This window comes from Streptomyces sp. NPDC056738, assembly GCF_042790435.1.
Taxonomy (GTDB): Bacteria; Actinomycetota; Actinomycetes; order Streptomycetales; family Streptomycetaceae; genus Streptomyces.
On the sequence record NZ_JBHTZF010000011.1, the window covers coordinates 1 to 26282 of the forward strand.

A 26282-nucleotide genomic window follows, 5' to 3' on the forward strand; every position below is an offset into this window, starting at 1 on the left:
TGAGTTCTCAAGGAACGGACGCTTCCTTTGTACTCACCCTCTCGGGCTTTCCTCCGGGCGCTTCCCTTCGGTCTTGCGTTTCCGACTCTATCAGATCTTTCCGGACCTGATTTCCTCGGTGCTTTCCAGGTAATCCGCTCTCGCGTTTCCCTTTCCGGCGGCTCCGACTTTATCAGATTCTCTGAGTCGGAATTCCCACCCGGTTCGGGGACTGCCTCCGAGCACGAAGCTTCGGTGGTTCCCGTTCAGGCGGAGCCGTAAACGTACTGGAGCGGGCCGCCCCGATGCAAATCGAGGCGGCCCGCTCCAGGTCGAGGCCTTGCCGGCCGTCAGACCTCGACGACGACCGGGAGGATCATCGGGCGCCGACGGTAGGTGTCGGACACCCACTTGCCCAGCGTGCGACGGATGAGCTGCTGGAGCTGATGGGGCTCCACCACACCGTCCTGAGCCGAGCGCTCCAGGACCTCCGTGATCTTCGGGATGACCTCGGCGAAGACGGAATCGTCGATGCCGGAGCCGCGTGCCTGCACGTGCGGGCCGGCCGTGAGCTTGCCGGTGCTGGCGTCCATCACCACGAAGACCGAGATGATGCCCTCGTCGCCGAGGATCTTGCGGTCCTTCAGCGCGGGCTCACCGACGTCACCGACCGAGAGGCCGTCGACGTAGACGTACCCGGCCTGGACCTTGCCCGCGATCTTGGCCTTGCCCTCGATCAGGTCGACGACGACGCCGTCCTCGGCGATGACGATCCGGTCGTGCGGGACGCCGGTCAGGGCGCCCAGCTCGGCGTTGGCGCGCAGGTGGCGCCATTCGCCGTGGACCGGCATCAGGTTGCGCGGCCTGCAGATGTTGTAGAAGTACAGGAGCTCACCCGCGGAGGCGTGACCCGAGACGTGCACCTTGGCGTTGCCCTTGTGGACGACGTTGGCGCCCCAGCGGGTCAGGCCGTTGATGACGCGGTAGACCGCGTTCTCGTTGCCCGGGATCAGCGACGACGCGAGGATCACCGTGTCGCCCTGGACGATCCGGATCTGGTGGTCGCGGTTCGCCATCCGGGAGAGTGCGGCCATCGGCTCGCCCTGGGATCCCGTACAGACGAGGACGACCTCGTGGTCCGGAAGGTCGTCGAGCGTCTTGACGTCGACGACCAGGCCCGGCGGGACCTTCAGATAGCCGAGGTCGCGCGCGATACCCATGTTGCGGACCATCGAGCGGCCGACGAAGGCGACCCTGCGGCCGTACTCGTGGGCGGTGTCGAGGATCTGCTGGATGCGGTGCACATGGCTGGCGAAGCTGGCCACGATGATGCGCTTGCCGGCGTTCGCGAAGACCTGGCGCAGCACGTTCTGGATGTCGCGCTCGGGCGGGACGAAGCCCGGGACCTCGGCGTTCGTGGAGTCCGAGAGAAGAAGGTCGATGCCTTCCTCGCTCAGCCGGGCGAACGCGTGCAGGTCGGTGAGCCGGCCGTCCAGCGGGAGCTGGTCCATCTTGAAGTCGCCGGTGTGGACGACCATGCCCGCGGGGGTGCGGATGGCGACCGCGAGGGCGTCGGGGATGGAGTGGTTGACCGCGACGAACTCGCAGTCGAAGGGGCCGATGCGCTCGCGGTGGCCCTCGGCCACTTCGAGCGTGTAGGGCCGGATGCGGTGCTCCTGGAGCTTCGCCTCGATGAGCGCGAGGGTCAGCTTGGAGCCGATCAGCGGGATGTCCGGCTTCTCGCGGAGCAGGAAGGGCACGCCACCGATGTGGTCCTCGTGGCCGTGCGTGAGCACGATGCCCTCGATGTCGTCGAGGCGGTCCCGGATGGACGTGAAGTCCGGCAGGATCAGGTCGATTCCGGGCTGCTCCTCCTCGGGGAAGAGCACTCCGCAGTCGACGATCAGCAGACGGCCTCCGTATTCGAAGACCGTCATGTTCCGGCCGATCTCGCCGAGGCCGCCGAGCGGGGTGACGCGCAGGCCGCCCTTCGGGAGGGCCGGCGGTGCGCCGAGTTCAGGATGCGGATGACTCAAAAGACTCTCCTCACCACGCGCGCCACGTACCTGGCAAGGCACGTGGCGCGCGTGACGTTCGTGCAGTAGCTGTTGTGTGTGGGGTGCAGGCTCATGGCCTGCGTTCATACGTATTCAGTTGTGAAGTCTGTGGTTAGAGCTCTACCCCGCCGGCGCCAAGATCGATCTTGAGCTGGCTGGTCTCCTCGGGCGACAGTTCGACCATCGGGGCGCGGAGCGGACCGGCGGGCAGGCCCTGGAGGGCGAGCGCGGCCTTGGTCGTCATGACGCCCTGGGTGCGGAACATGCCGGTGAAGACGGGGAGCAGCTTCTGGTGGATCTCGGTGGCCTTCTGGACGTCCCCCGAGAGATAGGCGTCGAGCATCGCGCGCAGGTCCGGGGTGACGACGTGACCGACGACCGAGACGAAGCCCACCGCGCCGACGGACAGCAGCGGCAGGTTCAGCATGTCGTCGCCCGAGTACCACGCGAGGCCGGAGCGGGCGATCGCCCAGCTTGCGCGGCCGAGGTCTCCCTTGGCGTCCTTGTTGGCGACGATACGCGGGTGTTCGGCGAGCCGCACCAGGGTTTCGGTGTTGATCGGTACGCCGCTGCGGCCGGGGATGTCGTAGAGCATGACCGGCAGTTCGGTCGCGTCGGCGATGGCCGAGAAGTGACGGTACAGACCCTCTTGCGGGGGCTTGTTGTAGTACGGCGTCACGGTCAGCAGGCCGTGCGCGCCGGCCTTCTCGGCGTCGCGGGCGAGCTCGATGCTGTGGCGGGTGTCGTTCGTGCCGACGCCGGCGACGATGTGGGCGCGGTCGCCCACCGCCTCCAGCACGGCTCGTACGAGCTCCGATTTCTCCGCGTTGCTGGTGGTCGGGGACTCACCGGTGGTGCCGTTGATGATCAGGCCGTCGTTGCCTGCGTCCACCAGGTGGGTCGCGAGCCGCTGAGCGCCGTCGAGGTCGAGTCCGCCGTCCGCCGTGAAGGGCGTGACCATGGCGGTGAGGACCCGCCCGAAGGGGGTCTGCGGAGTGGAGGTCGGAGCCATGGGTAATACGCTACTCGCTGCTCACCGCGTGGTCTGCCCTCGGGGGCCACGACAAAGCATGACAAAGGTGGAACCCGGCACTGCCTGCTCGGGGGTTCAAGCAGTGCCGGGTCCGTTTGATCAGGCTAGATGAACTTCGCGAAATGCCGCAATACGGACACTTCGCTCGGCTGAACCGTACATCTGTGCCGGACCGGTGCGCGGTGGCGCGTTACGGCGCCACGCGCCCGTTGGCGTTGTAGGCCGCGTGCGTGAGAGGCATGAGCCGGGACCACTCCGCCTCCATCTTCTCGGCGACCATCTCGATCTCCCGCTGCGGGAACGACGGCACCTTCGCGAGCTCGTGCTGGGTGCGCAGTCCGAGGAAGTGCATCAGCGAACGGGCGTTGCAGGTGGCGTACATCGAGGAGAAGAGTCCGACCGGAAGGGTGGCGCGGGCGACCTCGCGGGCGACACCGGCCTTCAGCATCTCCTGGTACGCGGCGTAGGACTGCCGGTAGGACTCCTCCATGGCCCGGGTGACGGTCCTGTGCTGTTCGGGGGTGCCCTCGACGAACTCGTACTTGCCGGGGCGGCCCTGCTGGACCAGCTTGCGGTCCTCGGCGGGGACGTAGAAGACGGGCTCCAGCTCCCTGTAGCGACCGGACTCCTCGTTGTACGACCAGCCCACGCGGTGCCGCATGAACTCGCGGAAGACGAAGATCGGCGCGCTGACGAAGAAGGTCATCGAGTTGTGCTCGAAGGGGCTGCCGTGACGGTCCCGCATCAGGTAGTTGATCAGGCCCTTGGAGCGCTCGGGGTCCTTCTGCAGCTCCTCCAGCGACTGCTCACCGGCGGTGGAGACGCGGGCGGCGAACAGCACGTCGGCGTCGGAGGCCGTGTGCTTGATCAGCTCGACGGTGACATCGCCGCGGAAGCTGGGCTTGAGGTCGTCGGCTGGGGTGTCGGTCACGGTGAGCGGGGTCCTTCCATCACTGGCTTCGGGCGGCGACCACTCTACGGCCCGGCACCGACAACGGGCGTTCGGTGCCGGGCCGCGACATTCATCGGCGAACTTCTGCGAATTCGGTGATTCCGGGCACCTCTTGTAACGTTCGCCCGTCTGTATGAGTGAGAGCGACGTGTTCGAGAGGTTCGCGCCGCTTGCCATCGGATCGCCCCGGTCGCCCGGAACACCCAGGTCGCCCGGAACACCCCGGATCACGTCACCGTGCCCGCAGGCCCCCCAGAGGAGAAGCACCGCCCATGTCCAGTCGGCGCGAGCCCGTCCCGTTCGCCTTCACCGCCGAAGCCGACTCCTTCCGCAGCAACGTCACCCCGCCGCCGCGTGAGCGGTCCACCGCCGGGCAGATAGCCGGCCGGTGGCTCTTCGGCCTCACCCTGGCCGCCGGGATAGCCGGATCCCTGATATTCGGAATGCCCGCCCTGTCACAGGATCCGTCACCCGCGCAGACGCAGCACTCCGTGGCGTCGGACGGCCGCTGACTCTTCCGGACCCCCAAGGGTGGTGAGCCGGCAGCCGGCTCGATAACCTCACCGGGCACTGCCCTTGTGTGGATCGAGTGAGGATCGAACGTGCCCCTGGCCTTTCTGACGGCGGACCGCGCCTTTGACGAGGCGGCGGAGGATGTCGCGCTTCCCTTCGACGACCGCGACCGCTGGAGGCGCCCCTACCGGCCCGGCCCCTGGCGGGTGGGCGCGGCCGCGCTCGTCCTGCTGCTCGCCTCGTACGTGCTCGTCGCGGCCGTGATCATCGCCGTCGCCGGGACGCTGCCCGGTGCCGCGGCCTGCATGGCCGCCGCGGCGGTCGTCATCCTGTGCGCGCTGCGCCTGCTGCGCATGGGCGTGTGGGTCAGCGCCCGGGGGCTGCGCCGGGTGGGCTTCTTCGTCACGCGGACGACCCCGTGGAAGCAGGTCCTGGCGGTGCGCACGGTGCAGCAGCCGGTGCGCTGGATGGGGCTGCCCCGCACCGTCCAGGGCCAGGCTCTGACGCTGGTGAGCACGGACCGGGAGCCGGGGGACGTGCCGCCGCTCATGACCACGCACAACGCCGACTTCCTGGCGCGTACCGAAGCCTTCGACCGGGCGGCGGACGTCGTCGAGGTGTGGGCCGACGAGTACCGCCGGGCCTGAGGCGCCGGGGAGAAACGTCACGGCGAAGGGGCCGGTCCGCACGGGGTGCGGGCCGGCCCCTTCGCCGTACGAGGACGACCTGGTCAGGCTTCCAGGGTCCGGCCCTCGTGGAGGGCGATGGCCCGTTGCATGGCCTTGCGGGCGCGCGGGGTGTCGCGGGCGTCGTGGTAGGCGACTGCGAGACGGAACCAGCTCCGCCAGTCGTCCGGGGCGTCCTCGGTCTCGGCCTTGCGGCGGGCGAAGACCTCGTCGGCCGAGTCGCGGTCGATGCGGCCGTTCTCGGTGCGCCGCAGTTCGTCGACGGGCAGTCCGCCCTCGGCGTCGAGCACCGAGGCGAGCCGGTTGGCCTTCCGGACGAACTGGGTGTTCTGCCAGAGGAACCAGATGCCGATGACCGGCAGGATGAGCACCGCGACACCGAAGGTGACGGTGATCAGGGTGCCGTTCTGGATGAGCAGCACCCCCCGGCTGCCGACCAGGACGAAATAGACGACCAGGACGGCGGCCGTGATGGCATAGGTGATCTTCGCGCGCATGTCTGCCGGCTAACTGTCGTACGTCCCCGGCTCAGCCGAGGTCGAGGAAGTGTTCCAGACCGAAGGTGAGGCCCGGGGTGGTCACCACGCGGCGGGCGCCGAGCAGGATGCCCGGCATGAAGCTGCTGTGGTGGAGGGAGTCGTGGCGGATGGTCAGGGTCTCGCCCTCACCGCCGAGGAGGACCTCCTGGTGGGCCAGGAGACCGCGCAGCCGGATCGCGTGCACCGGGACGCCGTCCACGTCGGCGCCGCGGGCGCCGTCCAGGGCGGTGACCGTGGCGTCGGGCTGCGGGGCGCTGCCCGCGCGCTCACGGGCCGCCGCGATGAGCTGGGCGGTGCGCGTGGCCGTGCCGCTGGGCGCGTCCACCTTGTTCGGGTGGTGCAGTTCGACGACCTCGACGGACTCGAAGTACGGCGCGGCCGCCTCGGCGAACTTCATCGTCAGGACGGCCCCGATGGAGAAGTTGGGCGCGATGAGCACGCCCGTCTCCGGGGACGCGGCGAGCGAGGTGCCGAGCTGCGCGAGGCGCTCCTCGGTCCAGCCGGTCGTGCCGACGACGGCGTGGATGCCGTGCCGGACGCAGAAGTCGAGGTTGCCCATCACCGAGGCCGGGGTGGTCAGTTCGACCACGACCTGGGTGCCGGCCTCGACCAGCGTCTCCAGCTTGTCGCCACGGCTCAGCGCGGCCACCAGCTCCATGTCCTCGGCGGCGTCGACGGCTCGTACCGCCTCGGCTCCGATCCGGCCCTTGGCACCGAGGACCGCCACGCGCAGCTTGCTCATTGCTTCGTTCCTTACCGAGACGGGATTTACGCGACCGCGTCGTGCAGCCGGGACGCCTGCTTGTCCTTGACCGGGCCGATGACCGCCAGCGAGGGCCGCTGTCCCAGGATGTCCCGGGCGACGGCGCGGACCTCGTCGGGGGTGACCGACGCTATCCGGGCGAGCATGTCGTCGACCGACATCTGCTCGCCCCAGCACAGCTCGCTCTTGCCGATGCGGTTCATCAGCGCGCCGGTGTCCTCCAGGCCGAGGACCGTGGAGCCCTGGAGCTGGCCGATGGCGCGGCCTATCTCGTCGTCCGAGAGTCCGTGCTCGGCGACCTGGTCGAGCTCGTCGCGGCACAGCTTGAGGACGTCGTGGACCTGGCTCGGGCGGCAGCCCGCGTAGACGCCGAAGAGGCCGCAGTCGGCGAAGCCCGAGGTGTACGAGTACACGCTGTAGGCCAGGCCGCGCTTCTCACGGACCTCCTGGAACAGGCGCGAGGACATGCCTCCGCCGAGGGCGGTGTTCAGGACGCCGAGGGCCCAGCGGCGCTCGTCGGTGCGGGCCAGGCCCGGCATGCCGAGGACGACGTGGGCCTGCTCGGTCTTGCGGCCGAGGAGCTCGACGCGGCCCGCGGTGCGGATGCTGCGCAGGCCGTCGCGCGGGGCGATGGGAGCGGCCGTGGCGTTCTTGAAGGCGCCGGCCTTCTCGAAGGCGGCGCGGACCTGGCGTACGACCTTGTTGTGGTCGACGTTGCCCGCGCAGGCGACGACGAGGTGCGTCGGGTCGTAGTGCTTCTTGTAGAAGCGGCGGATGCGGTCCGCGGTGAGCGCGTTGACGGTGTTGACCGTGCCGAGGACCGGGCGGCCGAGGGGGGTGTCGCCGAGCATGGTGTGCGCGAACAGGTCGTGCACGCAGTCGCCCGGGTCGTCCTCGGTCATCGCGATCTCTTCGAGGATGGCGCCGCGTTCGACGTTGACGTCGTCCTCGAGGATGAGCGAGCCGGTCAGCATGTCGCAGACGACGTCGATGGCCAGCGGCAGGTCGGTGTCGAGCACGCGTGCGTAGTAGCACGTGTACTCCTTGGCCGTGAACGCGTTCATCTCGCCGCCGACCGCGTCGATCGCCGAGGAGATGTCCAGGGCGGACCTGCGGCTGGTGCCCTTGAAGAGCAGGTGCTCCAGGTAGTGCGTCGCGCCGTTCAGGGACGGCGTCTCGTCGCGGGAGCCCACGTGCGCCCAGATGCCGAACGTGGCGGAGCGCACGGAGGGGAGCGTCTCGGTGACGATGCGCAGCCCGCCGGGCAGGGTGGTCTTGCGGACCGTGCCGATGCCGTTCGCGCCCTTGATGAGGGTTTGGGTACGGGCGACGGCCCGCGCCTCCGAAGAGGTGCGGGCCGTCGTCGTGGAGCTACTCGACGTCACTGGTCGGTGTCGTCCTTCTTGTCGTCGTCGCCTTCGCCCTCGACCACGGGGATGAGGGAGAGCTTGCCGCGCGAGTCGATCTCGGCGATCTCGACCTGGACCTTCTGGCCCACACCGAGGACGTCCTCGACGTTCTCCACGCGCTTGCCGCCGGCGAGCTTGCGGATCTGCGAGATGTGCAGCAGACCGTCCTTGCCCGGGAGCAGCGACACGAACGCGCCGAAGGTCGTCGTCTTCACGACGGTGCCCAGGTAGCGCTCGCCGACCTCCGGCATGGTCGGGTTGGCGATGCCGTTGATCGTGGCGCGGGCGGCCTCGGCGGCCGGGCCGTCGGCGGCACCGATGTAGATGGTGCCGTCGTCCTCGATCGTGATCTCGGCGCCGGTGTCCTCCTGGATCTGGTTGATCATCTTGCCCTTGGGGCCGATGACCTCACCGATCTTGTCCACGGGGATCTTGACCGTGATGATCCGCGGGGCGTTCGGGGACATCTCGTCCGGCGTGTCGATCGCTTCCATCATCACGTCGAGGATGTGGAGGCGGGCGTCGCGGGCCTGCTTGAGGGCCGCGGCCAGGACGGAGGCGGGGATGCCGTCCAGCTTGGTGTCGAGCTGGAGGGCGGTCACGAACTCCTTGGTGCCGGCGACCTTGAAGTCCATGTCGCCGAAGGCGTCCTCCGCACCGAGGATGTCGGTGAGGGCGACGTAGTGCGTCTGGCCGTCGATCTCCTGGGAGATGAGACCCATGGCGATGCCCGCGACGGCGGCCTTCAGCGGCACACCGGCGTTGAGCAGCGACATCGTGGAGGCGCAGACCGAGCCCATGGACGTCGAGCCGTTGGAGCCGAGGGCCTCGGACACCTGACGGATCGCGTAGGGGAACTCCTCGCGGGTCGGCAGGACCGGCACGATCGCGCGCTCGGCGAGCGCGCCGTGGCCGATCTCGCGACGCTTCGGGGAGCCGACGCGGCCGGTCTCACCGACGGAGTACGGCGGGAAGTTGTAGTTGTGCATGTAGCGCTTGCGGGTCACCGGGGAGAGGGTGTCCAGCTGCTGCTCCATGCGGAGCATGTTGAGGGTGGTGACGCCCAGGATCTGGGTCTCGCCACGCTCGAACAGCGCCGAGCCGTGCACGCGCGGGATGGCCTCGACCTCGGCGGCCAGCGTACGGATGTCCGTGACGCCGCGGCCGTCGATGCGGACCTTGTCCTTGATGACGCGCTCGCGGACGAGCTTCTTGGTCAGCGCGCGGTAGGCGGCGGAGATCTCCTTCTCGCGACCCTCGAACTGCGGGAGCAGCTTCTCGGCGGCGATCTCCTTGACGCGGTCCAGCTCGGCCTCGCGGTCCTGCTTGCCGGCGATGGTGAGCGCCTGGGCGAGCTCGCTCTTGACCGCGGCGGTGAGGGCCTCCAGGACGTCGTCCTGGTAGTCGAGGAAGATCGGGAACTCGGCGGTCGGCTTGGCGGCCTTCGCGGCGAGGTCCGACTGCGCCTTGCACAGGACCTTGATGAAGGGCTTCGCGGCGTCGAGACCGGCGGCCACGACCTCCTCGGTCGGCGCCTCGGCGCCACCCTGGACGAGCTGGATGGTCTTCTCGGTGGCCTCGGCCTCGACCATCATGATCGCGACGTCGCCGTCCTCCAGGACGCGACCGGCGACGACCATGTCGAAGACGGCGTCCTCGAGCTCGGTGTGCGTCGGGAACGCGACCCACTGGCCGTTGATCAGCGCGACGCGGACGCCGCCGACCGGGCCGGAGAAGGGAAGACCCGCGAGCTGCGTGGACGCGGAGGCGGCGTTGATCGCCACGACGTCGTACAGGTGGTCGGGGTTGAGCGCCATGATCGTGGCGACGACCTGGATCTCGTTGCGAAGGCCCTTCTTGAAGGACGGACGCAGCGGACGGTCGATGAGACGACAGGTGAGGACGGCGTCCTCGGAGGGGCGGCCCTCACGGCGGAAGAAGCTGCCGGGGATCTTGCCCGCGGCGTACATCCGCTCCTCGACGTCGACCGTCAGGGGGAAGAAGTCGAGCTGGTCCTTGGGCTTCTTGGAAGCGCTGGTGGCCGACAGCACCATGGTGTCGTCGTCCAGGTACGCGACGGCGGAGCCGGCGGCCTGCTTGGCCAGGCGGCCCGTCTCGAAGCGGATGGTGCGGGTGCCGAAGGAACCGTTGTCGATAACGGCCTCGGCGTAGTGGGTCTCGTTCTCCACTAGCGTTTTCTCCTCGTCTTCGTCCCGTCCTGCCCGTGTGGCAGGGGGACGGTGGCGGAGAAGCGCTCCTTCTCGTGCGGGCCGGTCTTCGATCGAAGCACCCGGGGCTCTGACGCCCGGGGGCCACTACCGAGGACCGGCGGCGATGAGGCGCGCTTCTCCTCGTTCGTTGTCGTGAGATGCCCTACCCGGCGGGTACGGCGTCGTCACGCTGTGTTCGTCCGTGCTGTTTCCTGCGTATTGCGTTGTGCTACCACACTACAAAGCGTCGGTGACACTCCGCACGTAGAGAGCTCCCTCGGCAGCACATACAGCAAAAGGAGCGGTCCCCAAGAGGTGGGAACCGCTCCCTTCACGGCGTCTTACTTGGCGCCCGCCGCACCGCGGCGGATGCCCAGGCGGTCGACCAGCGCACGGAAGCGCTGGATGTCCTTCTTGGCCAGGTACTGGAGAAGGCGGCGACGCTGACCGACCAGGATCAGCAGACCACGACGGGAGTGGTGGTCGTGCTTGTGCGTCTTGAGGTGCTCGGTCAGGTCCGAGATGCGGCGCGAGAGCATGGCGACCTGGACCTCGGGGGAGCCGGTGTCGCCCTCCTTCTGACCGAACTCGCTGATGATCTGCTTCTTCGTAGCGGCGTCGAGCGACACGCGTACTCCTCGTAGTCTCATGTGTGCCACCGAGTGCCCCTGGTCCACTTCTCAGGGGAGCTTCCGTAACTCGGGAGGCGGGGATCCGCTGGGCGCGGCCTCCAGAGCAGCGCTCCGGGGGTGCGTACACAAACGGCCGTTACACAGGGTACCAGCCGGGGCGGATACGTCTGTCCGGGTCCGCGAACCTCCCCGGACGGCGCGGACCAGGCCACTAGGGTGACGGCAGAGGTCATTCATACGTGGGGAAGGGGCCGGCGGAACATGGCCGAGGAAGCGGAGAACGACGTCAGGGCGCGCAAGGAGCGGGAGAAGGACGAGCTCTACGCACTCGACATCTCGGGCGCCGAATGGCAGAGCGCGCCGGGCACCGAGCAGCACGAGGAGCGGGTCGAGATCGCCCACCTGCCCGGGGGCGCGGTGGCCATGCGGTCCTCGCTCGACCCGGGGACGGTCCTGCGGTACACGGAGGCGGAGTGGCGGGCCTTCGTGCTGGGCGCGCGCGACGGCGAGTTCGATCTGGAGCCGGCTCCGCGCGCGGGGGGACTGCCGGCGGAGTAGCGGGGCGTGGGGAACCGGGGCCGGTGCGGAGAGTCTTCCGCGGCGGCCCTTTCGTCTGCCCGGCCGTAGTCCGTCCGTGCCGCGTGCCTGACCGTCGTCCGTCCGTGGCGCGTGCCTGACCGTCGTCCGTCCGTGGCGCGTGCCTGACCTTTCGTTGTCCGTCCGTGTCCGTCCGTGCCGTGCGCCCGGCCGTCGTCCCGCAAGTGTCCTTCCGGTGCCGTCGTTTGTCCGCTTTCGGGGTCAATGGTGAGCGTGCGTGGGCCACTTCTGGGCAGGGTGTGCCGTAACGGGCTTCCGCGGTGCGGTGGACGGGCCTGCCCCGCGAACAGTCATGGTGATTAGGCTGGGACCGGGCGCGACGCCTGAACCCGTGCACGGGGGGCTCGCGTTATCCGGGGGGCCGGTCAATCCGGGCGGTCTCGTACGGACTTCGGGCGGCCTCGGTCGTCCGTGAACGTCAACGGACGACAAGCAGACGGTCGACCCGGCACGGCTTGCGGGTGCTCGGCCACACCAGGAGGAATTGTGAACAGCGATCGGGGCGGGATCCGCGGGGGCTGGGCCACGCCCGGCGATGACCAGTCCGACGCCGAGTCCGCCGTCGAGACGACGGGCGAGTTCACCATCGACTACGCGCCGCCCGCCTGGTACACGCAGAACGCCTCGGCCGGTTCCGGGGATTCGGGCGGCACGGGCGACTCGGGGGACTCGGACGGTCCGGTGGGCTCGGAGGGCTCGGAGGAGTCCGACGGCCCGAAGGAGGCCGAGGGCGTGACGGACACCGGGGAGCGGCAGGAGTCGCCGGGTGCGGAGGAGGTCGCGCCTTCGGGTGACTCGGCTGCCTCGGACGCCGCGGAGGGCTCGACGGCCGACGACCACGGTCCGGTGGCTGCTCCGTCGGCTGCTCCGGTGACCGGCTCGGCGCCCGTCGCCGGTCCCGAGGGTGGGCCCGACGCCGGTCCCGAGGGCGTCCGGCCGCCTGTCGCCCCGCCCCATGTCGTACAGCCTCAAGCGCCCGCGCCGGAATCGGCACCCGCACCGACTCCGGTCGCGGAAGTCGGTGGCCCGACCGCTCTGCCGAACCTGCCCGCGGGTGGGTTCCAGGCACCGTGGACGGCTGCCGCTCCGGTGGCCTCCGTTCCCGGCCCCGCGTCCGACGCGCAGGACTCCGCGAGCGGGGACCTCGAGAGCGGCGCGACCATGCGGTTCTCCGCTGTCGCGCTGCAGCGGGAGATCGCGGAACGGGCGGCCGCCGAGGAGGCGGTCGTCGCCGAGTCCGGCGACACGGACGCTCAGGCCGAGGGCCCGGCCGAGACGGAGGCCGAGGCCGAAACCGCCTCCACCTCCACCTTCACCTCCGACGAAGGCGACGACCGGGGCGACGAGGGCACGGTGTCCGGCGAGGACGCGGCCGAGGCCGCGGGCCCGCCCGCAGCCCTGGCCCTGGTCCGGCCGGAGGACGCCGCCCCGTCCGAGCAGGGGGCTCCCGACCGGCCCGTGGCCGCGCCCGAACCCGCCCCCTCCCCCGCGCCCGCGCCCGTCATCGATCCCGTGCTCGCCTATCAGTCGCTCGAGGCGGCCTCCCAGTCCCAGCGCGGCGTTTCCGACGTGCCGGTGGCCGATCGGTCCGCCCCGGCCGACGCCGTCGCCGTTCCCTCCGGCTTCGAGACCACCGGGGTCCCGGCCGAGACCGACGGCGCGGTCCGCACGGACACCGGTACAGACGCCGGTACGGACGGCGTCACCGACTCGGGTGCGCACGACGACGCCGAGTACGAGCTCCAGGACGTCTCACGCCAGGACGGTGAGCCGCAGGACTCGGTGCCCCAGGACAGCGAGCCCCAGGACGCGGTGCCCGTGGTCCGGCCGCAGGAGCCCGAGGGTGTCCAGGACGCGCCTCCGGCCTGGGCTCCGCCGCCGCTGCCGCAGGGTGGGCTGCCGCCGCTGCCGCCCTCCTACCAGCCCGCCGCCCCCGCTCCGGCTCCGCAGTGGCCCGCCACGACGGAACCCGCGCCGGCCCCGCAGGGCCAGGTGCCGCACCAGGCGCCGATCCCGCAACAGGCACCCGTGGCTCCGGCTCCGGGCCAGCCCTTCCAGGCACCGGCCGCACAAGCACCGGCTCCCGGTCAGCCCTTCCAGCCCCCGGCCCCACAAGCACCTGCTCCCGGTCAGCCCTTCCAGGCACCCGCGCCGGCGCCTGCTCCCGCACCCGGTCAGCCCTTCCAGCCCCCGGCGCCGCAGCACGTACCGGTTCCCCCGCAGGCCCAGCCCGCCGAGGCGCCCGCTCCTGCCGCGCCGCAGCAGGGGAGTTACGGGTTCCCGCAGTCCGGCGCCCCGGACCCGGCGTTCGCCCCGCAGGGCAGCTACGGCTTCCCGCACCCCGGCGTGCCCGCTCCGGCCCCCGCTCCCGCGACCCCGCCCGCCCCGGCCCCGGCCCCGGCCCCGGGCTACGGATTCCCCCAGCCCGGCACCGCACCCCAGGACCAGCAAGCGGCCCACCCCGCCGCCCCGCAGGCAGCACCCGGCTACGGCTTCCCGCAGCCCGCCCCGGCCGCCCAGCCCGCGCCGGACCCCGTACCGCAGCAGGCCCCGGCACCCGCCCCTGCTCCCGCTCCTCAGCCCGGCTACGGCTTCCCGCAGTCCCAGGCCCCGGCACAGCCGGCCCCCGGGCCGGGTTACGGCTTCCCGCAGCCGGGCACCGCACCCCAGGACCAGCAGGCCGCCCACCCCGCCGCCCCGCAGGCCCCCGGCTACGGGTTCCCGCAGCCCGCGCCGGACGCCGCGCCGCCGCAGGCCCCGGCGCCCACCCCTGCTCCCGCTCCTCAGCCCGGCTACGGCTTCCCGCAGCCGGCATCCGACTCGCCCGCCCCGCAGCCCGGTTACGACCTCGCGCAGCCGCAGGCCGCCCCGGCCCACCCGGCACCGGCTCAGCAGCAGCCCCCGTACCAGCCGGGTCCGCCGGCCGGGCAGCAGCAGCCCGCCGCCCCGGCCGCCCCCGTGGACCCGCGGACCGGTACGGCCTGGCCGCAGCCGGTGCGGCACGACCAGCGGCAGCCGACCAACCCCGGTGCGGCGCCGCTCGGTTACACCGCGGCGGTGGAGCTGTCCTCCGACCGGCTGCTCAACAACAAGCGGCAGAAGGTCAAGAGCGGCCGTCCGGCCGCCGCGCAGTCGCGGTTCAAGCTGGGCGGCAAGAAGGAAGAGGCCGAGCGGCAGCGGAAGTTGGAGCTGATCCGGACCCCGGTGCTCTCCTGCTACCGGATCGCCGTCATCAGTCTCAAGGGTGGTGTGGGCAAGACGACCACGACCACCGCGCTCGGCTCCACGCTCGCCACCGAGCGTCAGGACAAGATCCTCGCCATCGACGCCAACCCGGACGCCGGCACGCTCGGCCGCCGGGTGCGCCGCGAGACCGGGGCCACCATCCGTGACCTCGTGCAGGCGATCCCGTACATCAACTCGTACATGGACATCCGGCGGTTCACCTCGCAGGCGCCCTCCGGGCTGGAGATCATCGCCAACGACGTCGACCCGGCCGTGTCCACGGCCTTCAACGACGAGGACTACCGGCGCGCGATCGACGTCCTCGGCAAGCAGTACCCGATCATCCTGACCGACTCCGGCACGGGTCTGCTGTACAGCGCCATGCGCGGGGTTCTCGATCTGGCCGACCAGCTCATCATCATCTCGACGCCCTCGGTGGACGGGGCGAGCAGCGCCAGTACGACGCTGGACTGGCTGTCGGCGCACGGGTACGCGGATCTCGTCTCGCGGTCCATCACGGTCATCTCCGGAGTGCGCGAGACCGGCAAGATGATCAAGGTGGACGACATCGTCAGCCACTTCGAGACGCGCTGCCGCGGTGTCGTGACCGTGCCGTTCGACGAGCACCTGGCCGCGGGTGCCGAGGTCGACCTCGACATGATGCGGCCCAAGGTGCGCGAGGCGTACTTCAACCTCTCCGCGATGGTGGCCGAGGACTTCGCGCGGCACCAGCAGTCGCACGGGCTGTGGACCAACGACGGCAACCCGCCGCCGGTGGCCGCACCTCCGATGCCGGGTCAGTACGTTCCCGGGCAGTACGTTCCTGGACAGCAGGTTCCGGGACAGCAGGTTCCGGGACAACCCGCGCCTGGTCAGGCCCCGCAGCAGCCGCCGCAGCAGCCGCAGCAGCAAGGGCCGTACGGACAGCCGGGACAGCCCTATCCGCCGCAGCCCGGTCAGCCCTATCCGCAGGCGCCGGGACAGGGCCACCCGCAGCCGCAGCCGCCCCAGCCCGGTCAGCAGTACCAGCCGGGGCAGCCGTACCAGCCCGGTCAGCCCTACCAGCCGAACCAGGGGCAGAACCCGCCGCCGCCGGCGCCCCCGCAGCAGTAACGGCCCGGCTCCCCGGCGGACACCGCCGGTGAGCCGGTACGTGTGAAGGCCCGCACCGTCCTGAACGGTGCGGGCCTTCACATGTACCGGGCGCTGTCCGGGCTCTGTCCGAGCTCGGTCGGGGCGCTACTCCCCGTCGTACGCCTCGATCAGTTCGCGCGAGCGCTTCACGTCGTCGCCGATGGCCACCAGCAGGGCCTCGATGGAGTCGAACCTGGCCTGGCCGCGGACGAACGCGAGGAAGTCGACGGCGACGTGCAGACCGTAGAGGTCGAGGCCGACGCGGTCGATGGCGTATGCCTCCACCGTGCGCTCGGTGCCGTCGAACTGCGGGTTCGTGCCCACCGAGATCGCGGCGGGCATGGCCTCGCCCTGGGCGTGCAGCCAGCCGGCGTACACGCCGTCGGCCGGGATCGCGGTGTGCGGCAGGGTCTCGACGTTCGCCGTGGGGAAGCCGAGTTCGCGGCCGCGCTGGGCGCCGCGGACGACGACGCCCTCGACGCGGTGCGGCCGGCCGAGGATCTCGCGCGCGCCCTCGACATCGCCCTCGGCGACGAGACGCCGCGTGAGGGTCGAGGAGAACGGCTCGCCGCCGCCCGCCTCGCCGGACACGAACAGGTCGACGACCTCGACCTCGAAGTCGTAGGTCTCCCCCTGCTCACGCAGGAAGTCGACGTTGCCCGCGGCCTTGTGGCCGAAGCGGAAGTTGGGGCCCTCGACGACCGCCTTCGCGTGCAGCTTGTCGACCAGCACCTTGACCACGAAGTCGGCGGGCGACAGCTTCGAGAACTCGGTGGTGAACGGAAGGATGAGCAGGGCGTCGACGCCCAGTTCGGCCATCAGTTCGGCACGGCGGTGGTGCGGGGCGAGCAGCGGGGGGTGGCTGCCCGGGCGGACGACCTCGCTGGGGTGCGGGTCGAAGGTGACCACGACGGACGGGACGCCCAGCTCGCGGGCACGGTCCACTGCATGCCGGATGATGACCTGGTGTCCGCGGTGCACCCCGTCGTAGGAACCGATGGTGACGACGCTGCGCCCCCAGTCCTCGGGGATGTCCTCCAAGCCACGCCAGCGCTGCACTGTGACCGCTCCTTGTCGAACCCGTGTCCGTGATTGCCTTATTCGCAGCTCTAAGGGTGCCATGCCGTGCGCTCTCGGCTTGCATCGGCATCAGGCTGTGACCGATCGCTCAGCGCCGCGGTGTGCGGTGCCGAGTGCGTCGGGGTGCTCGTCACCGCGGGCGTCGCGGTGCGGGCGTGGGTCAGGCGGGAGCCCTCGCCCCGGCCAGGTCCTCGATCAGGTGGCGGGTGCCGGGGCTCAGGAGGACGGCCCCTTCCTCGGGGGTGTCGGTCACCCAGCGGGCGAGCAGGGCGGCGAAGCCGGGGACGCGCCGGGCCAGATCGGCCAGGCCCCGGTCGAAGGCGCCGGCTCCCGCCGGGGTGCGGACGAGGAGGAGGCCGACGCGGTGCACCAGCTCGCGGGTGGGGGTCTCCCCCCTGCGGTCGAGGCCGTCGGCGGCGGCTCTCAGCACGGTGTCGAGGACGACCGGATCGCGCTCGTGCGCCAGCAGCAGATCGAGCAGTTCGCGTCGCAGCGGGGCCGCCGCCCGGTCTCCCCGCTCCGGCTCTCCGGGCGTCGCCAGGACCTGGGCGAGCGCGCTGCGCACCGTGCCGCCACACGTCTCCAGCAGTCCGCTGACCAGGGGGAACAGTGCGCCTTGAGCGGCGCTTCCGTGGTCGATGCGGCGGTCCACGTGGGCGGCCAGGTACGCGGCGACTCCCGGGCACAGCTCCACCGTCTCCCGCACCAGCGCGGCGACCGGGCGGGCCAGCGCGGGGGTGGTGGCGTCGGCGAGGGCGCGCAGCAGCTCGGCCGTGTCGGGGCCGAGGCGCCGCAGCCGGTCGCGGAACGCGGCGAGGACGGGCTCCGGGTCGGTGCCGAGCGCGGCGGCCAGAGCGCTCGCCGGCAGCCGTGGGTCGCCGGCCGCGAAGCGCTCCAGGGCCTGCGGCAGGCACCGGGCCCGCGCGAGCGGATCCTGTACGAGGATGCCGAGCGCCCCGCCGTGCAGGGCCCGGTCGGCGGGACGGGCGAGCAGGGCGAGCGCCGCGTGACGCAGTGGTTCGCGGTCGGCCGGGCGGGCCGCGAAGGGCGCCGCGCGCAGCCCGTGGGCGACGGCCGCCGCCCGGCGCCCGGGCCGTTCGTCCTGGGCCCACCGTTCGACCGCCCGGCACACGGCCGAGGGTTCCTCCTCGGCCAGCACGGCCAGCAGTTCGTCGCCGCGTGGGTGGGAGGCGGTCATCAGGGCCTCGGTCAGATCGTCCGGGGCGCGCCGCCGGTGCGCGTACAGCAGTGCCTGTGCGGCGGTCGCGACGGTCGCGTCCGGCGTCGCGGCCAGGGGTCGCTCGTCGTCGAACCAGCGGGTGAGGTGGCGGTGTACGGCGACGGGGTCGGCGGCGAGGAGCCGCGAGACCGTGTCGAGGTGGCGCGGGGCGGCGGGGGCCTCGTCCGGGTACGGGGGCTCGGTGGTGGGCGGCCTGCGGGGGTCGGCGGCCACCAGGCGCCTGAGCAGGTCGAAGCGTTCCGCGTCCGGGACGGGCAGCGCCACCCAGAAGCCCGGGCCGAACGCGTCCGGAACGGCCCTGCCCTGCCGCCGCCACACCACGATCCGTTCGGTGAGCAGCCGCAGCGCGCTGATGTACGGGGTGGCGTCGGGCACCCGGAGCAGGACGGTCGCGCACAGGCGGGTGGCCCACCACAGGGGGTCGCCCGTCGGGGCGGTGGGCCGGTCCGGGGTTTCGGGCGGGGGCAGCAGGTCGTCGACCGCGTGGACGAGGTCTTCGAGGTGGAGCGTCAGTTCGGCGGTGGCCTGGCGGCGGGCCAGCAGGAGCAGGGTCTCGACGACGGGGCCGATCCGGTGGCGGGGGACGGGCAGGGCGCCCGTCCCGGGGGCCGGGGTTCTGACGTCGGGTGCCCCGGCGTCGGGAGGGGCGGACCGGGCGCGGCGGGCGTCCCGGCGGCCGGGTGCCGTGGTGGGCGTCGACCCGGGGCCGAGGGTGGGGCGGCCGCGGTGGACCAGGCTGTCCAGGGCCCCGTCCAGGTCGAGATGGGTGCCCTGGATCCAGTCGGCGAGCTCCTCGTGGGCGAAGCGGTAGCCGTCGCCCGCGGGGACGAGGAGTCCTTCGGTGAGGACGGCGGACGCCCAGCCGGTGATGCCGGTGAGGTGTCCCCGGGAGGGGCCCCAGGGGAAGACGCTCTCGAAGGAGGCCCGGTCCAGTTGCCCCTGTCCTGGGCCGAGGCAGCGCCGGGCGGCCTCGTGCACCTGGCCGGAGACGCGGGCGGCGAGCCGGCGCACGGCGGTGCCGCGCAGTCCGTTGGCCGCGGCGAGGCGGACCGCGACGCGCAGGCACATCAGGTCGAGGTGAGCGGCGAACACGTCGTCCCGGTCGAGCGGTTCGGACCGCGGGTCCACGGGCGCGGCCATCACCTCGGCGAGCAGCCGCAGCACCAGGGGGCGGCGGGCGTCGGCCGGCGCCAGGGCGCCTTCCGGAATCCCGGCTCGCGCCCGCGCCGATCGTGCCTCCGCCTCGGTCAGTTCACCGAGCAGCACACAGGCGGGCAGCCTCCCGCCCGCGTCCGGCGCCGACACGCTGGCCCCGTCCGGCGCCGACACCCCGGCCCCGTCCGCCGACGGCGATCCGCTCGCGCCCGTCCGCGCCCACGCGTCCGCGTACACCGGTCCTCCGATGTCCTCCGCCGCGCCCTTTCCGAAGCCGGACGCCTCCCCGGCCGAGTGGGGTGCCGGGTGGTGCAGCAGCGCCGTGGGGAATTCCGCCCCGGCCCGTTCCCAGTACTCCGCGCGGCAGGCGACCGCGAGCCGGGTGCCGGTCTCCGTCAGCCAGGCCGTCGTCGCCTCCGTCCAGGCCGGGAGGCGGTGGGCGAGCTCGGGGGGCATCTCCTCGGGGCCGTCGAGCAGGAGCAGCAGGGGCCGGCCCGCTGCGCGTGCGGGCGCGGCCAGGCGGTCCGGCGCGATGTCGCCCAGTTCGCCGCCGTACCCCTCGGGGGGCAGGACGCTCCGGTCGGCCGTGGCGCGCCGCGCGGCCGCCGCTCCGGTCGCCCCGGTGGTGCGCCGGGACGCGGCGACGATCCGCCCGGCGCGTTCCAGCGCGCGTGTCGCCGCGTCGGCCACGGAGGTGTCGTCGGCGCGGAGGTCGGCGCCGCGCAGCCAGAGGGTGGGAGCCGGCTCGGGACCCCGCAGGCGGCGGGCGGCGAGGGCGGCCAGTTCCGTCGTACGGCCGCTGCCGGGCGGGCCGACGAGGCCGAGGACGAGGGCCGGGCCGCGCTCGAAGGACGCGAACTCCCCGACGACATCGGCCCGTTCGACGATCCCCGGGTGCGGGCCCGGGGATCCGGACGGCACCGGTGGGCGGGGTCCGTCCGAGCCCACCGAGGTCGCGGTGAGCTCCAGCGCGGCCGCGAGGTTCAGATCGGCGCCGTAGGCGGCCACGGTGGCCGCGTTGCGGGCCAGCAGCTCGGCGAGCGGCCCCGCGCCGCGCCGCAGGGGGACGGCGGATCCCGGCGCCCGGCGGCCCGGCGGGGTGTCCCCGGGCGCGGTGCCGTCCGGGCCGGCGGCGCGGGGGGCGGTGCGGACGACCGCGACGACGGCGCCGGTGCGGGCGTCCAGGACCGGCCCCCCGGCCGCCCCGCCGCCCGGCCTGAGCGCGTCCGCGCCCGCCGTGCCGATCGCCAACTCCAGTGCTTCGTGAGGAAGACGGGCCCGGCCGCCGGCCGGGGGCGGCACGGCGGAGGAGCCCAGCACGCGTGCCTCGCGCCAGCCGCCCGCGGCGAGCCTGACGTAGGTGCCGGTCGCGACGCGGTCCCGCACGGTGACGGGGAGCGGGAGGAGGCCGAGACCTCGGGTGCGTACGAGGGCCAGTCCCAGGTCGGGCAGTGGAGTGACGGCGTCGGCGCCCAGCACACACGTGTGGCCGCCGGGGGCGTGCAGGACGAGCCGGTCCAGGCCGTCGACGGCGTCGTGGCTGGTGATCACCGTGCCGTCGTGATCGGCCGCGAATCCCGTGCCGCGTGGCCGGCCGGCCAGGTCGTGGACGCGTACGAGGGCGTCGTCCCCCGGCTGAACGGTGCCGTCCGCCGCCTCTTCGTACCCCGTCCGCGGGCCTCGCCCCGCCATACTCGAACCTCCCCGCCGCGCTCCTGCTCACGACGGTAGGGGTGAGGTGATCAATGGGACAGATCGTGAGGCGAACGCGCCCCCCTCTACTCCCCTGGTTCACTCCGAGCGCCCGCCCGATGGGGTGAATACGGCAGGTCGGATGGATACACCCTTGGGTGGGGGAACCGAGGGGGGACCGTCGAGCGGCGGGCACGAGACCCCGTGACCGCCGCTCCACGGGCGCCCTGTCCGCCCGGTCTCGCGACCGGCAGGTCCGCCGTGTCGCGCGCGACCGGCAGTCCGCCCGGCCGCGCGTCCGACGCGGGCGGGCGGTCCTCAGGCGAAGACGGCCAGGCTCTTGGCCTTGCCCTTCTGTTCCTCGACCAGCGCGACGAACGCGCCCTCGGGATCGAAGACCGCCACGGTGCCGTTGCCGGCGTACTCGTCGGGCATCTCCAGCCGGACGCCGTTGAGCAGCAGCCGGGCCCGCTTGGCGTCGACGTCCCAGCGCGGGAACGCGGCCGCGGCCGCCTCCGCGATCGGCATCACCGTCAGCTCCTCCTGGAGCTGGTCGAGCGTGCGCGCGGAGTCCAGCTTGTACGGGCCGACGCGGGTGCGGCGCAGGGCGGTGAGGTGACCGCCGACGCCCAGGTCCGCGCCGAGGTCGCGGGCGATCGCCCGGATGTACGTCCCGGAGGAGCAGACGACGGAGACGACGAGGTCGAGCACCGGGGTGCCGTCCTCGGCGACCGCGTCACGGATGTCGTACACCGTGAACGACGAGATGGTCACCGGGCGGGCCGGGATCTCGAAGTCCTCGCCCTCGCGCGCCCGCTTGTACGAGCGCACGCCGTCGATCTTGATGGCGCTGACCTTGGACGGCACCTGCATGATGGCGCCGGTCAGCTTGGCCACCCCGGCGTCGATCGCGTCGCGCTTCACGGCGGAGGCGTCCGTCGAGGAGGTGATGTCGCCCTCGGCGTCGTCGGTCAGCGTGTTCTGGCCGAGCCGGATCGTGCCGAGGTACTCCTTCTCGGTCAGCGCGAGGTGTCCGAGGAGCTTGGTGGCCTTCTCGACGCCGAGGACGAGAACGCCCGTCGCCATGGGGTCGAGGGTGCCCGCGTGGCCGACCCGGCGGGTTCTGGCGATCCCGCGCATCTTGGCGACCACGTCGTGCGAGGTGAAGCCCGACGGCTTGTCGACGATGACAAGCCCGTCGGGCGTTTTGGTCTGCTGCGTCATCGAGCCGAGTCGTCCTCGTCCTCGTCGTCCTCGCCCGGCTTCTTGTACGGGTCCGCGTCACCCGCGAAGGCCGCGCCGGCCGAGACCTCGCGCACCTTCGCGTCCGAGGCCCGTGCCTTGTCGAGCAGGTCCTCGATGGTCTTGGCGGTGTCCGGCAGGGCGTCCGCGACGAACGTCAGCGTCGGCGTGAACTTCACGCCCGCCGCCGCGCCGACCGCCGAGCGGAGCACGCCCTTGGCGCTCTCCAGGCCCGCGGCCGCCTCGGCGCGCGCCTCGTCGTCCCCGTACACCGTGTAGAAGACGGTGGCCTCCCGGAGGTCCCCGGTGACCCGGGTGTCCGTGATGGTGACGTGAGTGCCGAGCCGCGGGTCCTTGATCCCGCGCTGCAGCTTCTGGGCCACCACCTCTCGGATGAGGTCCGCCAGCCTCTTCGCCCGCGCGTTGTCGGCCACTGGTCCGTCTCCTTCTTCGCCTTGCGTGTTGCGTCGGTCTTCGTCAGTCTTCGTCGCTGTGGAGTCTGCGTCGTACCGACAGCAGTTCCACCTCCGGTCGGGCCGCTACCAGCCGCTCGCACCGGTCCAGTACGTCGGTCAGGTGCGTGGTGTCCCCGGAGACCACCGCCAGGCCGATCTCCGCCCTGCGGTGAAGGTCCTGGTTGCCCGTCTCGGCGGCACTCACCGCGTACTTCCGCTGGAGTTCGGCGACGATCGGCCGGACGAGAGAGCGTTTCTCCTTGAGCGAGTGAACGTCGCCGAGGAGCAGATCGAAGGACAGCGTCCCCACATACATGTGTAACCGGATGTCCCGCCGGTACGGGGTAGATGGCCTGCCAATGCACTTGGCAGGGACATCAGAACCGTACAACGAACCGTCGGCTCGCTCGACGGGGTTTCCGGGCCCGGTCACGCGATTCCCCGCGCCCCGGGAAGGGACGCGGGGAGTCGCATGATCCCGCAAAAGCCAGGCTGGCCGGCGGTGACTGCTCACCGCCGGCCAGCCTGGGAACCGCTTTACGAGCGCGGCTTCTCGCGCATCTCGTACGTCGCGATGACGTCGTCGACCTTGATGTCGTTGAAGTTTCCGAGGTTGATACCACCCTCGAAGCCTTCGCGGATCTCGGTGACGTCGTCCTTGAAGCGACGCAGCCCGGAGATGTTGAGGTTCTCCGCGATGACCTTGCCGTCGCGGACGAGGCGCGCCTTGGTGTTGCGCTTGACCTCGCCCGAGCGGACCAGGACACCGGCGATGTTGCCCAGCTTGGACGACTTGAAGACCTCGCGGATCTCCGCCGTGCCGAGCTCGACCTCCTCGTACTCCGGCTTGAGCATGCCCTTGAGGGCCGCCTCGATCTCCTCGATGGCCTGGTAGATCACCGAGTAGTACCGGACGTCGACGCCCTCGCGCTCCGCCATCTGCGCCGCGCGGCCCGCAGCGCGGACGTTGAAGCCGATGACGATGGCGTCGGAGCCGGTCGCCAGGTTGATGTCGGACTCGGTGACCGCACCCACACCGCGGTGCAGGACACGGATGTCGACCTCGTCGCCGACGTCGAGCTGGAGCAGCGAGGACTCGAGAGCCTCCACCGAACCGGACGCGTCGCCCTTGATGATGAGGTTGAGTTCCTGCACCAGACCGGCCTTGAGGGCCTCGTCCAGGTTCTCCAGGGAGAACCGGACACCCCGGCGGGCGAAGTTGGCGTTGCGCTCGCGCGCCGCCCGCTTCTCGGCGATCTGACGCGCCGTGCGGTCCTCGTCGACGACCAGGAAGTTGTCGCCGGCGCCCGGGACGTTGGTGAGACCGAGGACGAGGACCGGGGTCGAGGGACCCGCCTCTTCCACGTTCTCGCCCTTGTCGTCGAGCATCGCGCGGACACGGCCGTACGCGTCGCCGACCACCATGGTGTCGCCGACCCGCAGGGTGCCTCGCTGGACCAGGACGGTCGCGACGGCACCGCGGCCGCGGTCGAGGTGGGACTCGATCGCAATACCCTGCGCGTCCTGCTCCGGGTTGGCCCGCAGGTCGAGCGAGGCGTCCGCGGTCAGGACCACGGCCTCCAGCAGGCTCTCGATGTTGAGGCCCTGCTTGGCGGAGATGTCGACGAACATCGTGTCGCCGCCGTACTCCTCGGCCACCAGACCGAACTCGGTGAGCTGTCCGCGCACCTTGGTCGGGTCGGCACCCTCGACGTCGATCTTGTTGACCGCGACCACGATCGGCACGTCGGCCGCCTTGGCGTGGTTCAGCGCCTCGATCGTCTGGGGCATCACACCGTCGTTGGCCGCCACCACGAGGATCGCGATGTCGGTCGACTTCGCACCACGGGCACGCATGGCGGTGAACGCCTCGTGACCCGGGGTGTCGATGAAGGTGATCTTGCGCTCTTCGTCGTTGACCTGGGTCGTGACCTGGTACGCACCGATGTGCTGGGTGATACCGCCGGCCTCGCCCGCGACGACGTTCGTCTTGCGGATGGTGTCGAGAAGGCGGGTCTTACCGTGGTCGACGTGACCCATGACGGTCACGACCGGCGGACGCGCGACGAGGAACTCCTCGCCACCCTCGTCCTCGCCGAACTCGATGTCGAAGGACTCGAGCAGCTCGCGGTCCTCCTCCTCCGGGCTGACGATCTCGATGACGTAGTTCATCTCACCGGCGAGGAGCTGGAGGGTCTCGTCGGAGACGGACTGCGTGGCAGTGACCATCTCGCCGAGGTTCATCATCACGGCGACGAGCGACGCCGGGTTGGCGTTGATCTTCTCCGCGAAGTCGGTGAGGGAGGCACCGCGCGACAGGCGGACGGACTGTCCGTTGCCGCGAGGCAGCATCACGCCGCCGACCGACGGGGCCTGCATGGCCTCGTACTCCTGGCGCCTCTGCCGCTTCGACTTGCGACCACGACGCGCCGGACCGCCGGGACGGCCGAACGCACCCTGCGTGCCACCACGGCCACCGGGACCACCCGGACGACCGCCGAAGCCGGGACGACCGCCGCCGCCACCACCGGGACCACCCGGACGGCCGGCGAAACCGCCGCCACCGCCACCGGGACCACCGGGACGGCCGGCGAAACCGCCGCCACCGCCACCGGGACCGGCCGGACGACCGGCGAAGCCGCCGCCCGGACGACCGCCACCGGGACCACCGGGACGACCGCCACCGGCACCGGGACCACGGCCACCGGGGCCGCCGCCGGGACGCGGGCTGCCCGCGGCCGGACGCTGAGGCATCATGCCGGGGTTCGGACGGTTACCGCCCGGACCGCCGCCGGGACGCGGGGCCTGCGGACGGGGCATGCCGCCCGGAGTGGGACGGGCACCGCCCGGACCGCCCTGCGGACGCGGAGCGCCGCCGGGACCGCCCTGGGGACGGGGAGCACGGTCCTGGCCGCCGGCACCCTGCGGGCGCGGGCCACCGGGGGCACCGGCGCCACCGGGACGCGGGGCACCGCCGGGACGGGGCGCCTGCGGGCGCGCCATGCCGGTGGAACCACCAGAGGTGAACGGGTTGTTGCCCGGACGGGGACCCGCGGGACGGGCACCCGGACGCGGAGCCTGGCCGCCGGGGCGCGGGGCGCCCTGACGGTCGCCGCGCTCGGGACGGTCACCACGGCCCTGACCGCCCTGGCCGGGACCACCGGCCGGACGGGCACCGGGACGCGGGGCCTGACCGGCGGGACGCGGGGCGCCCGGACGGGGACCCGCGGCCGGAGCCGAGGGGGCCTGCTGCTGCGGCGCGGCCGGCGCCGACGGGGGCGCGGTGAACTCGGCCGCGACCGGAGCCGGAGCCGCCGGAGCGGGCTTCGGGGCCGGCTTGGGACCCGGAGTCGGGCGCGGGCCCGCAGCCGCCGGGGTCACCGGAGCGGCCGCGGGCTTCTCGGCCGCGGCCGGCTTCGGGGCCGGCGGGCGCGGGGCGGCCGGACGTGCGGCCTGCGCCGGAGAGGGGGCGCCCGGCTTGGCCGGGGCAGCCTTGCGCGGGGCGGGCTTGCCGCCACCGTTGCCCTGCTGGAGGGCATCTGTCAGTTTGCGTACGACGGGGGCCTCGATCGTCGAGGACGCCGAACGGACGAATTCACCGAGTTCTTGGAGCTTGGCCATGACGACCTTGCTCTCTACGCCGAACTCCTTGGCGAGTTCGTATACCCGGACCTTAGCCACTTCGCTCC

18 protein-coding genes are annotated in these 26282 nt (G+C 72.0%); 4 read left to right on the plus strand and 14 right to left on the minus strand.

Going from position 1 to position 26282, the window contains the following annotated elements; all coding sequences use genetic code 11:
- Positions 1 to 329: 329 nt before the first annotated feature.
- The 3 genes from ACFRIC_RS26870 to thyX all read right to left on the minus strand — a co-directional run bounded on the left by ACFRIC_RS26870 (position 330) and on the right by thyX (position 4000).
- Positions 330 to 2015 carry a ribonuclease J gene (locus ACFRIC_RS26870; protein ID WP_382790487.1) on the minus strand — a complete coding sequence of 562 codons (1686 nt, stop codon included), beginning with the start codon at positions 2013 to 2015 and terminating at the stop codon, positions 330 to 332.
- A 133-nt stretch (positions 2016 to 2148) separates the two neighbouring features.
- Complete coding sequence (gene dapA / locus ACFRIC_RS26875) at positions 2149 to 3048, minus strand: 4-hydroxy-tetrahydrodipicolinate synthase (RefSeq protein ID WP_355767956.1); 900 nt, start codon at positions 3046 to 3048, stop codon at positions 2149 to 2151.
- Between the two features lie 211 nt (positions 3049 to 3259).
- Positions 3260 to 4000 (minus strand): FAD-dependent thymidylate synthase, encoded by a 741-nt coding sequence (gene thyX / locus ACFRIC_RS26880; RefSeq protein ID WP_382790490.1) that lies wholly within the window; start codon positions 3998 to 4000, stop codon positions 3260 to 3262.
- 293 nt (positions 4001 to 4293) lie between these two features.
- On the opposite strand from thyX, the gene ACFRIC_RS26885 reads away from it, so the two are divergent.
- Both ACFRIC_RS26885 and ACFRIC_RS26890 read left to right on the plus strand, forming a co-directional pair.
- Positions 4294 to 4533 carry a hypothetical protein gene (locus tag ACFRIC_RS26885; protein ID WP_382790494.1) on the plus strand — a complete coding sequence of 80 codons (240 nt, stop codon included), beginning with the start codon at positions 4294 to 4296 and terminating at the stop codon, positions 4531 to 4533.
- A 90-nt stretch (positions 4534 to 4623) separates the two neighbouring features.
- Positions 4624 to 5181 (plus strand): hypothetical protein, encoded by a 558-nt coding sequence (locus ACFRIC_RS26890; RefSeq protein ID WP_382790496.1) that lies wholly within the window; start codon positions 4624 to 4626, stop codon positions 5179 to 5181.
- Between the two features lie 83 nt (positions 5182 to 5264).
- On the opposite strand, the gene ACFRIC_RS26895 is transcribed toward ACFRIC_RS26890, so the two are convergent.
- From ACFRIC_RS26895 to rpsO, 5 genes are all read right to left on the minus strand, one after another.
- Positions 5265 to 5717, minus strand: coding sequence for a hypothetical protein (locus ACFRIC_RS26895; protein WP_382790499.1), 453 nt, complete (start codon positions 5715 to 5717; stop codon positions 5265 to 5267).
- Positions 5718 to 5748: 31 nt separating this feature from the next.
- Positions 5749 to 6501, minus strand: a complete 753-nt coding sequence (dapB, locus tag ACFRIC_RS26900) for a 4-hydroxy-tetrahydrodipicolinate reductase (protein ID WP_382790502.1) — start codon at positions 6499 to 6501, stop codon at positions 5749 to 5751.
- Positions 6502 to 6527: 26 nt separating this feature from the next.
- On the minus strand, positions 6528 to 7907 hold the full coding sequence (locus ACFRIC_RS26905) for a M16 family metallopeptidase (RefSeq protein ID WP_382790506.1): 1380 nt from the start codon (positions 7905 to 7907) through the stop codon (positions 6528 to 6530).
- Positions 7904 to 10120 (minus strand): polyribonucleotide nucleotidyltransferase, encoded by a 2217-nt coding sequence (locus tag ACFRIC_RS26910; protein ID WP_382790509.1) that lies wholly within the window; start codon positions 10118 to 10120, stop codon positions 7904 to 7906. Before ACFRIC_RS26910 ends, ACFRIC_RS26905 begins: the two co-directional genes overlap by 4 nt.
- 362 nt (positions 10121 to 10482) lie before the next feature.
- Positions 10483 to 10770, minus strand: a complete 288-nt coding sequence (gene rpsO / locus ACFRIC_RS26915; RefSeq protein ID WP_037741887.1) for a 30S ribosomal protein S15 — start codon at positions 10768 to 10770, stop codon at positions 10483 to 10485.
- Between the two features lie 264 nt (positions 10771 to 11034).
- On the opposite strand from rpsO, the gene ACFRIC_RS26920 reads away from it, so the two are divergent.
- The gene (locus ACFRIC_RS26920) at positions 11035 to 11331 is read left to right on the plus strand and encodes a DUF397 domain-containing protein (protein WP_382790512.1); all 297 of its coding nucleotides are present in this window, start codon (positions 11035 to 11037) and stop codon (positions 11329 to 11331) included.
- Positions 11332 to 11856: 525 nt separating this feature from the next.
- Positions 11857 to 15708: an SCO5717 family growth-regulating ATPase gene (locus ACFRIC_RS26925; protein WP_382790515.1), complete on the plus strand. Its 3852-nt coding sequence runs from the start codon at positions 11857 to 11859 to the stop codon at positions 15706 to 15708.
- Positions 15709 to 15834: 126 nt separating this feature from the next.
- Here ACFRIC_RS26925 and ACFRIC_RS26930 read toward each other — a convergent pair whose 3' ends face one another.
- The 6 genes from ACFRIC_RS26930 to infB all read right to left on the minus strand — a co-directional run bounded on the left by ACFRIC_RS26930 (position 15835) and on the right by infB (position 26274).
- Positions 15835 to 16788 carry a bifunctional riboflavin kinase/FAD synthetase gene (locus tag ACFRIC_RS26930; RefSeq protein ID WP_382790518.1) on the minus strand — a complete coding sequence of 318 codons (954 nt, stop codon included), beginning with the start codon at positions 16786 to 16788 and terminating at the stop codon, positions 15835 to 15837.
- A 181-nt stretch (positions 16789 to 16969) separates the two neighbouring features.
- Positions 16970 to 20896 (minus strand): serine protease, encoded by a 3927-nt coding sequence (locus ACFRIC_RS26935; RefSeq protein ID WP_382790521.1) that lies wholly within the window; start codon positions 20894 to 20896, stop codon positions 16970 to 16972.
- A gap of 318 nt (positions 20897 to 21214) precedes the next feature.
- Positions 21215 to 22120, minus strand: a complete 906-nt coding sequence (gene truB / locus ACFRIC_RS26940; RefSeq protein WP_382790524.1) for a tRNA pseudouridine(55) synthase TruB — start codon at positions 22118 to 22120, stop codon at positions 21215 to 21217.
- A complete protein-coding gene (gene rbfA / locus ACFRIC_RS26945; RefSeq protein ID WP_382790527.1) occupies positions 22117 to 22572 on the minus strand; it encodes a 30S ribosome-binding factor RbfA in 456 nt (151 codons plus the stop codon). Before rbfA ends, truB begins: the two co-directional genes overlap by 4 nt.
- A 43-nt stretch (positions 22573 to 22615) precedes the next feature.
- Positions 22616 to 22909, minus strand: a complete 294-nt coding sequence (locus ACFRIC_RS26950; protein WP_355767996.1) for a DUF503 domain-containing protein — start codon at positions 22907 to 22909, stop codon at positions 22616 to 22618.
- A gap of 221 nt (positions 22910 to 23130) precedes the next feature.
- Positions 23131 to 26274, minus strand: coding sequence for a translation initiation factor IF-2 (infB, locus tag ACFRIC_RS26955; protein ID WP_382790531.1), 3144 nt, complete (start codon positions 26272 to 26274; stop codon positions 23131 to 23133).
- Between the last annotated feature and the right edge of the window lie 8 nt (positions 26275 to 26282).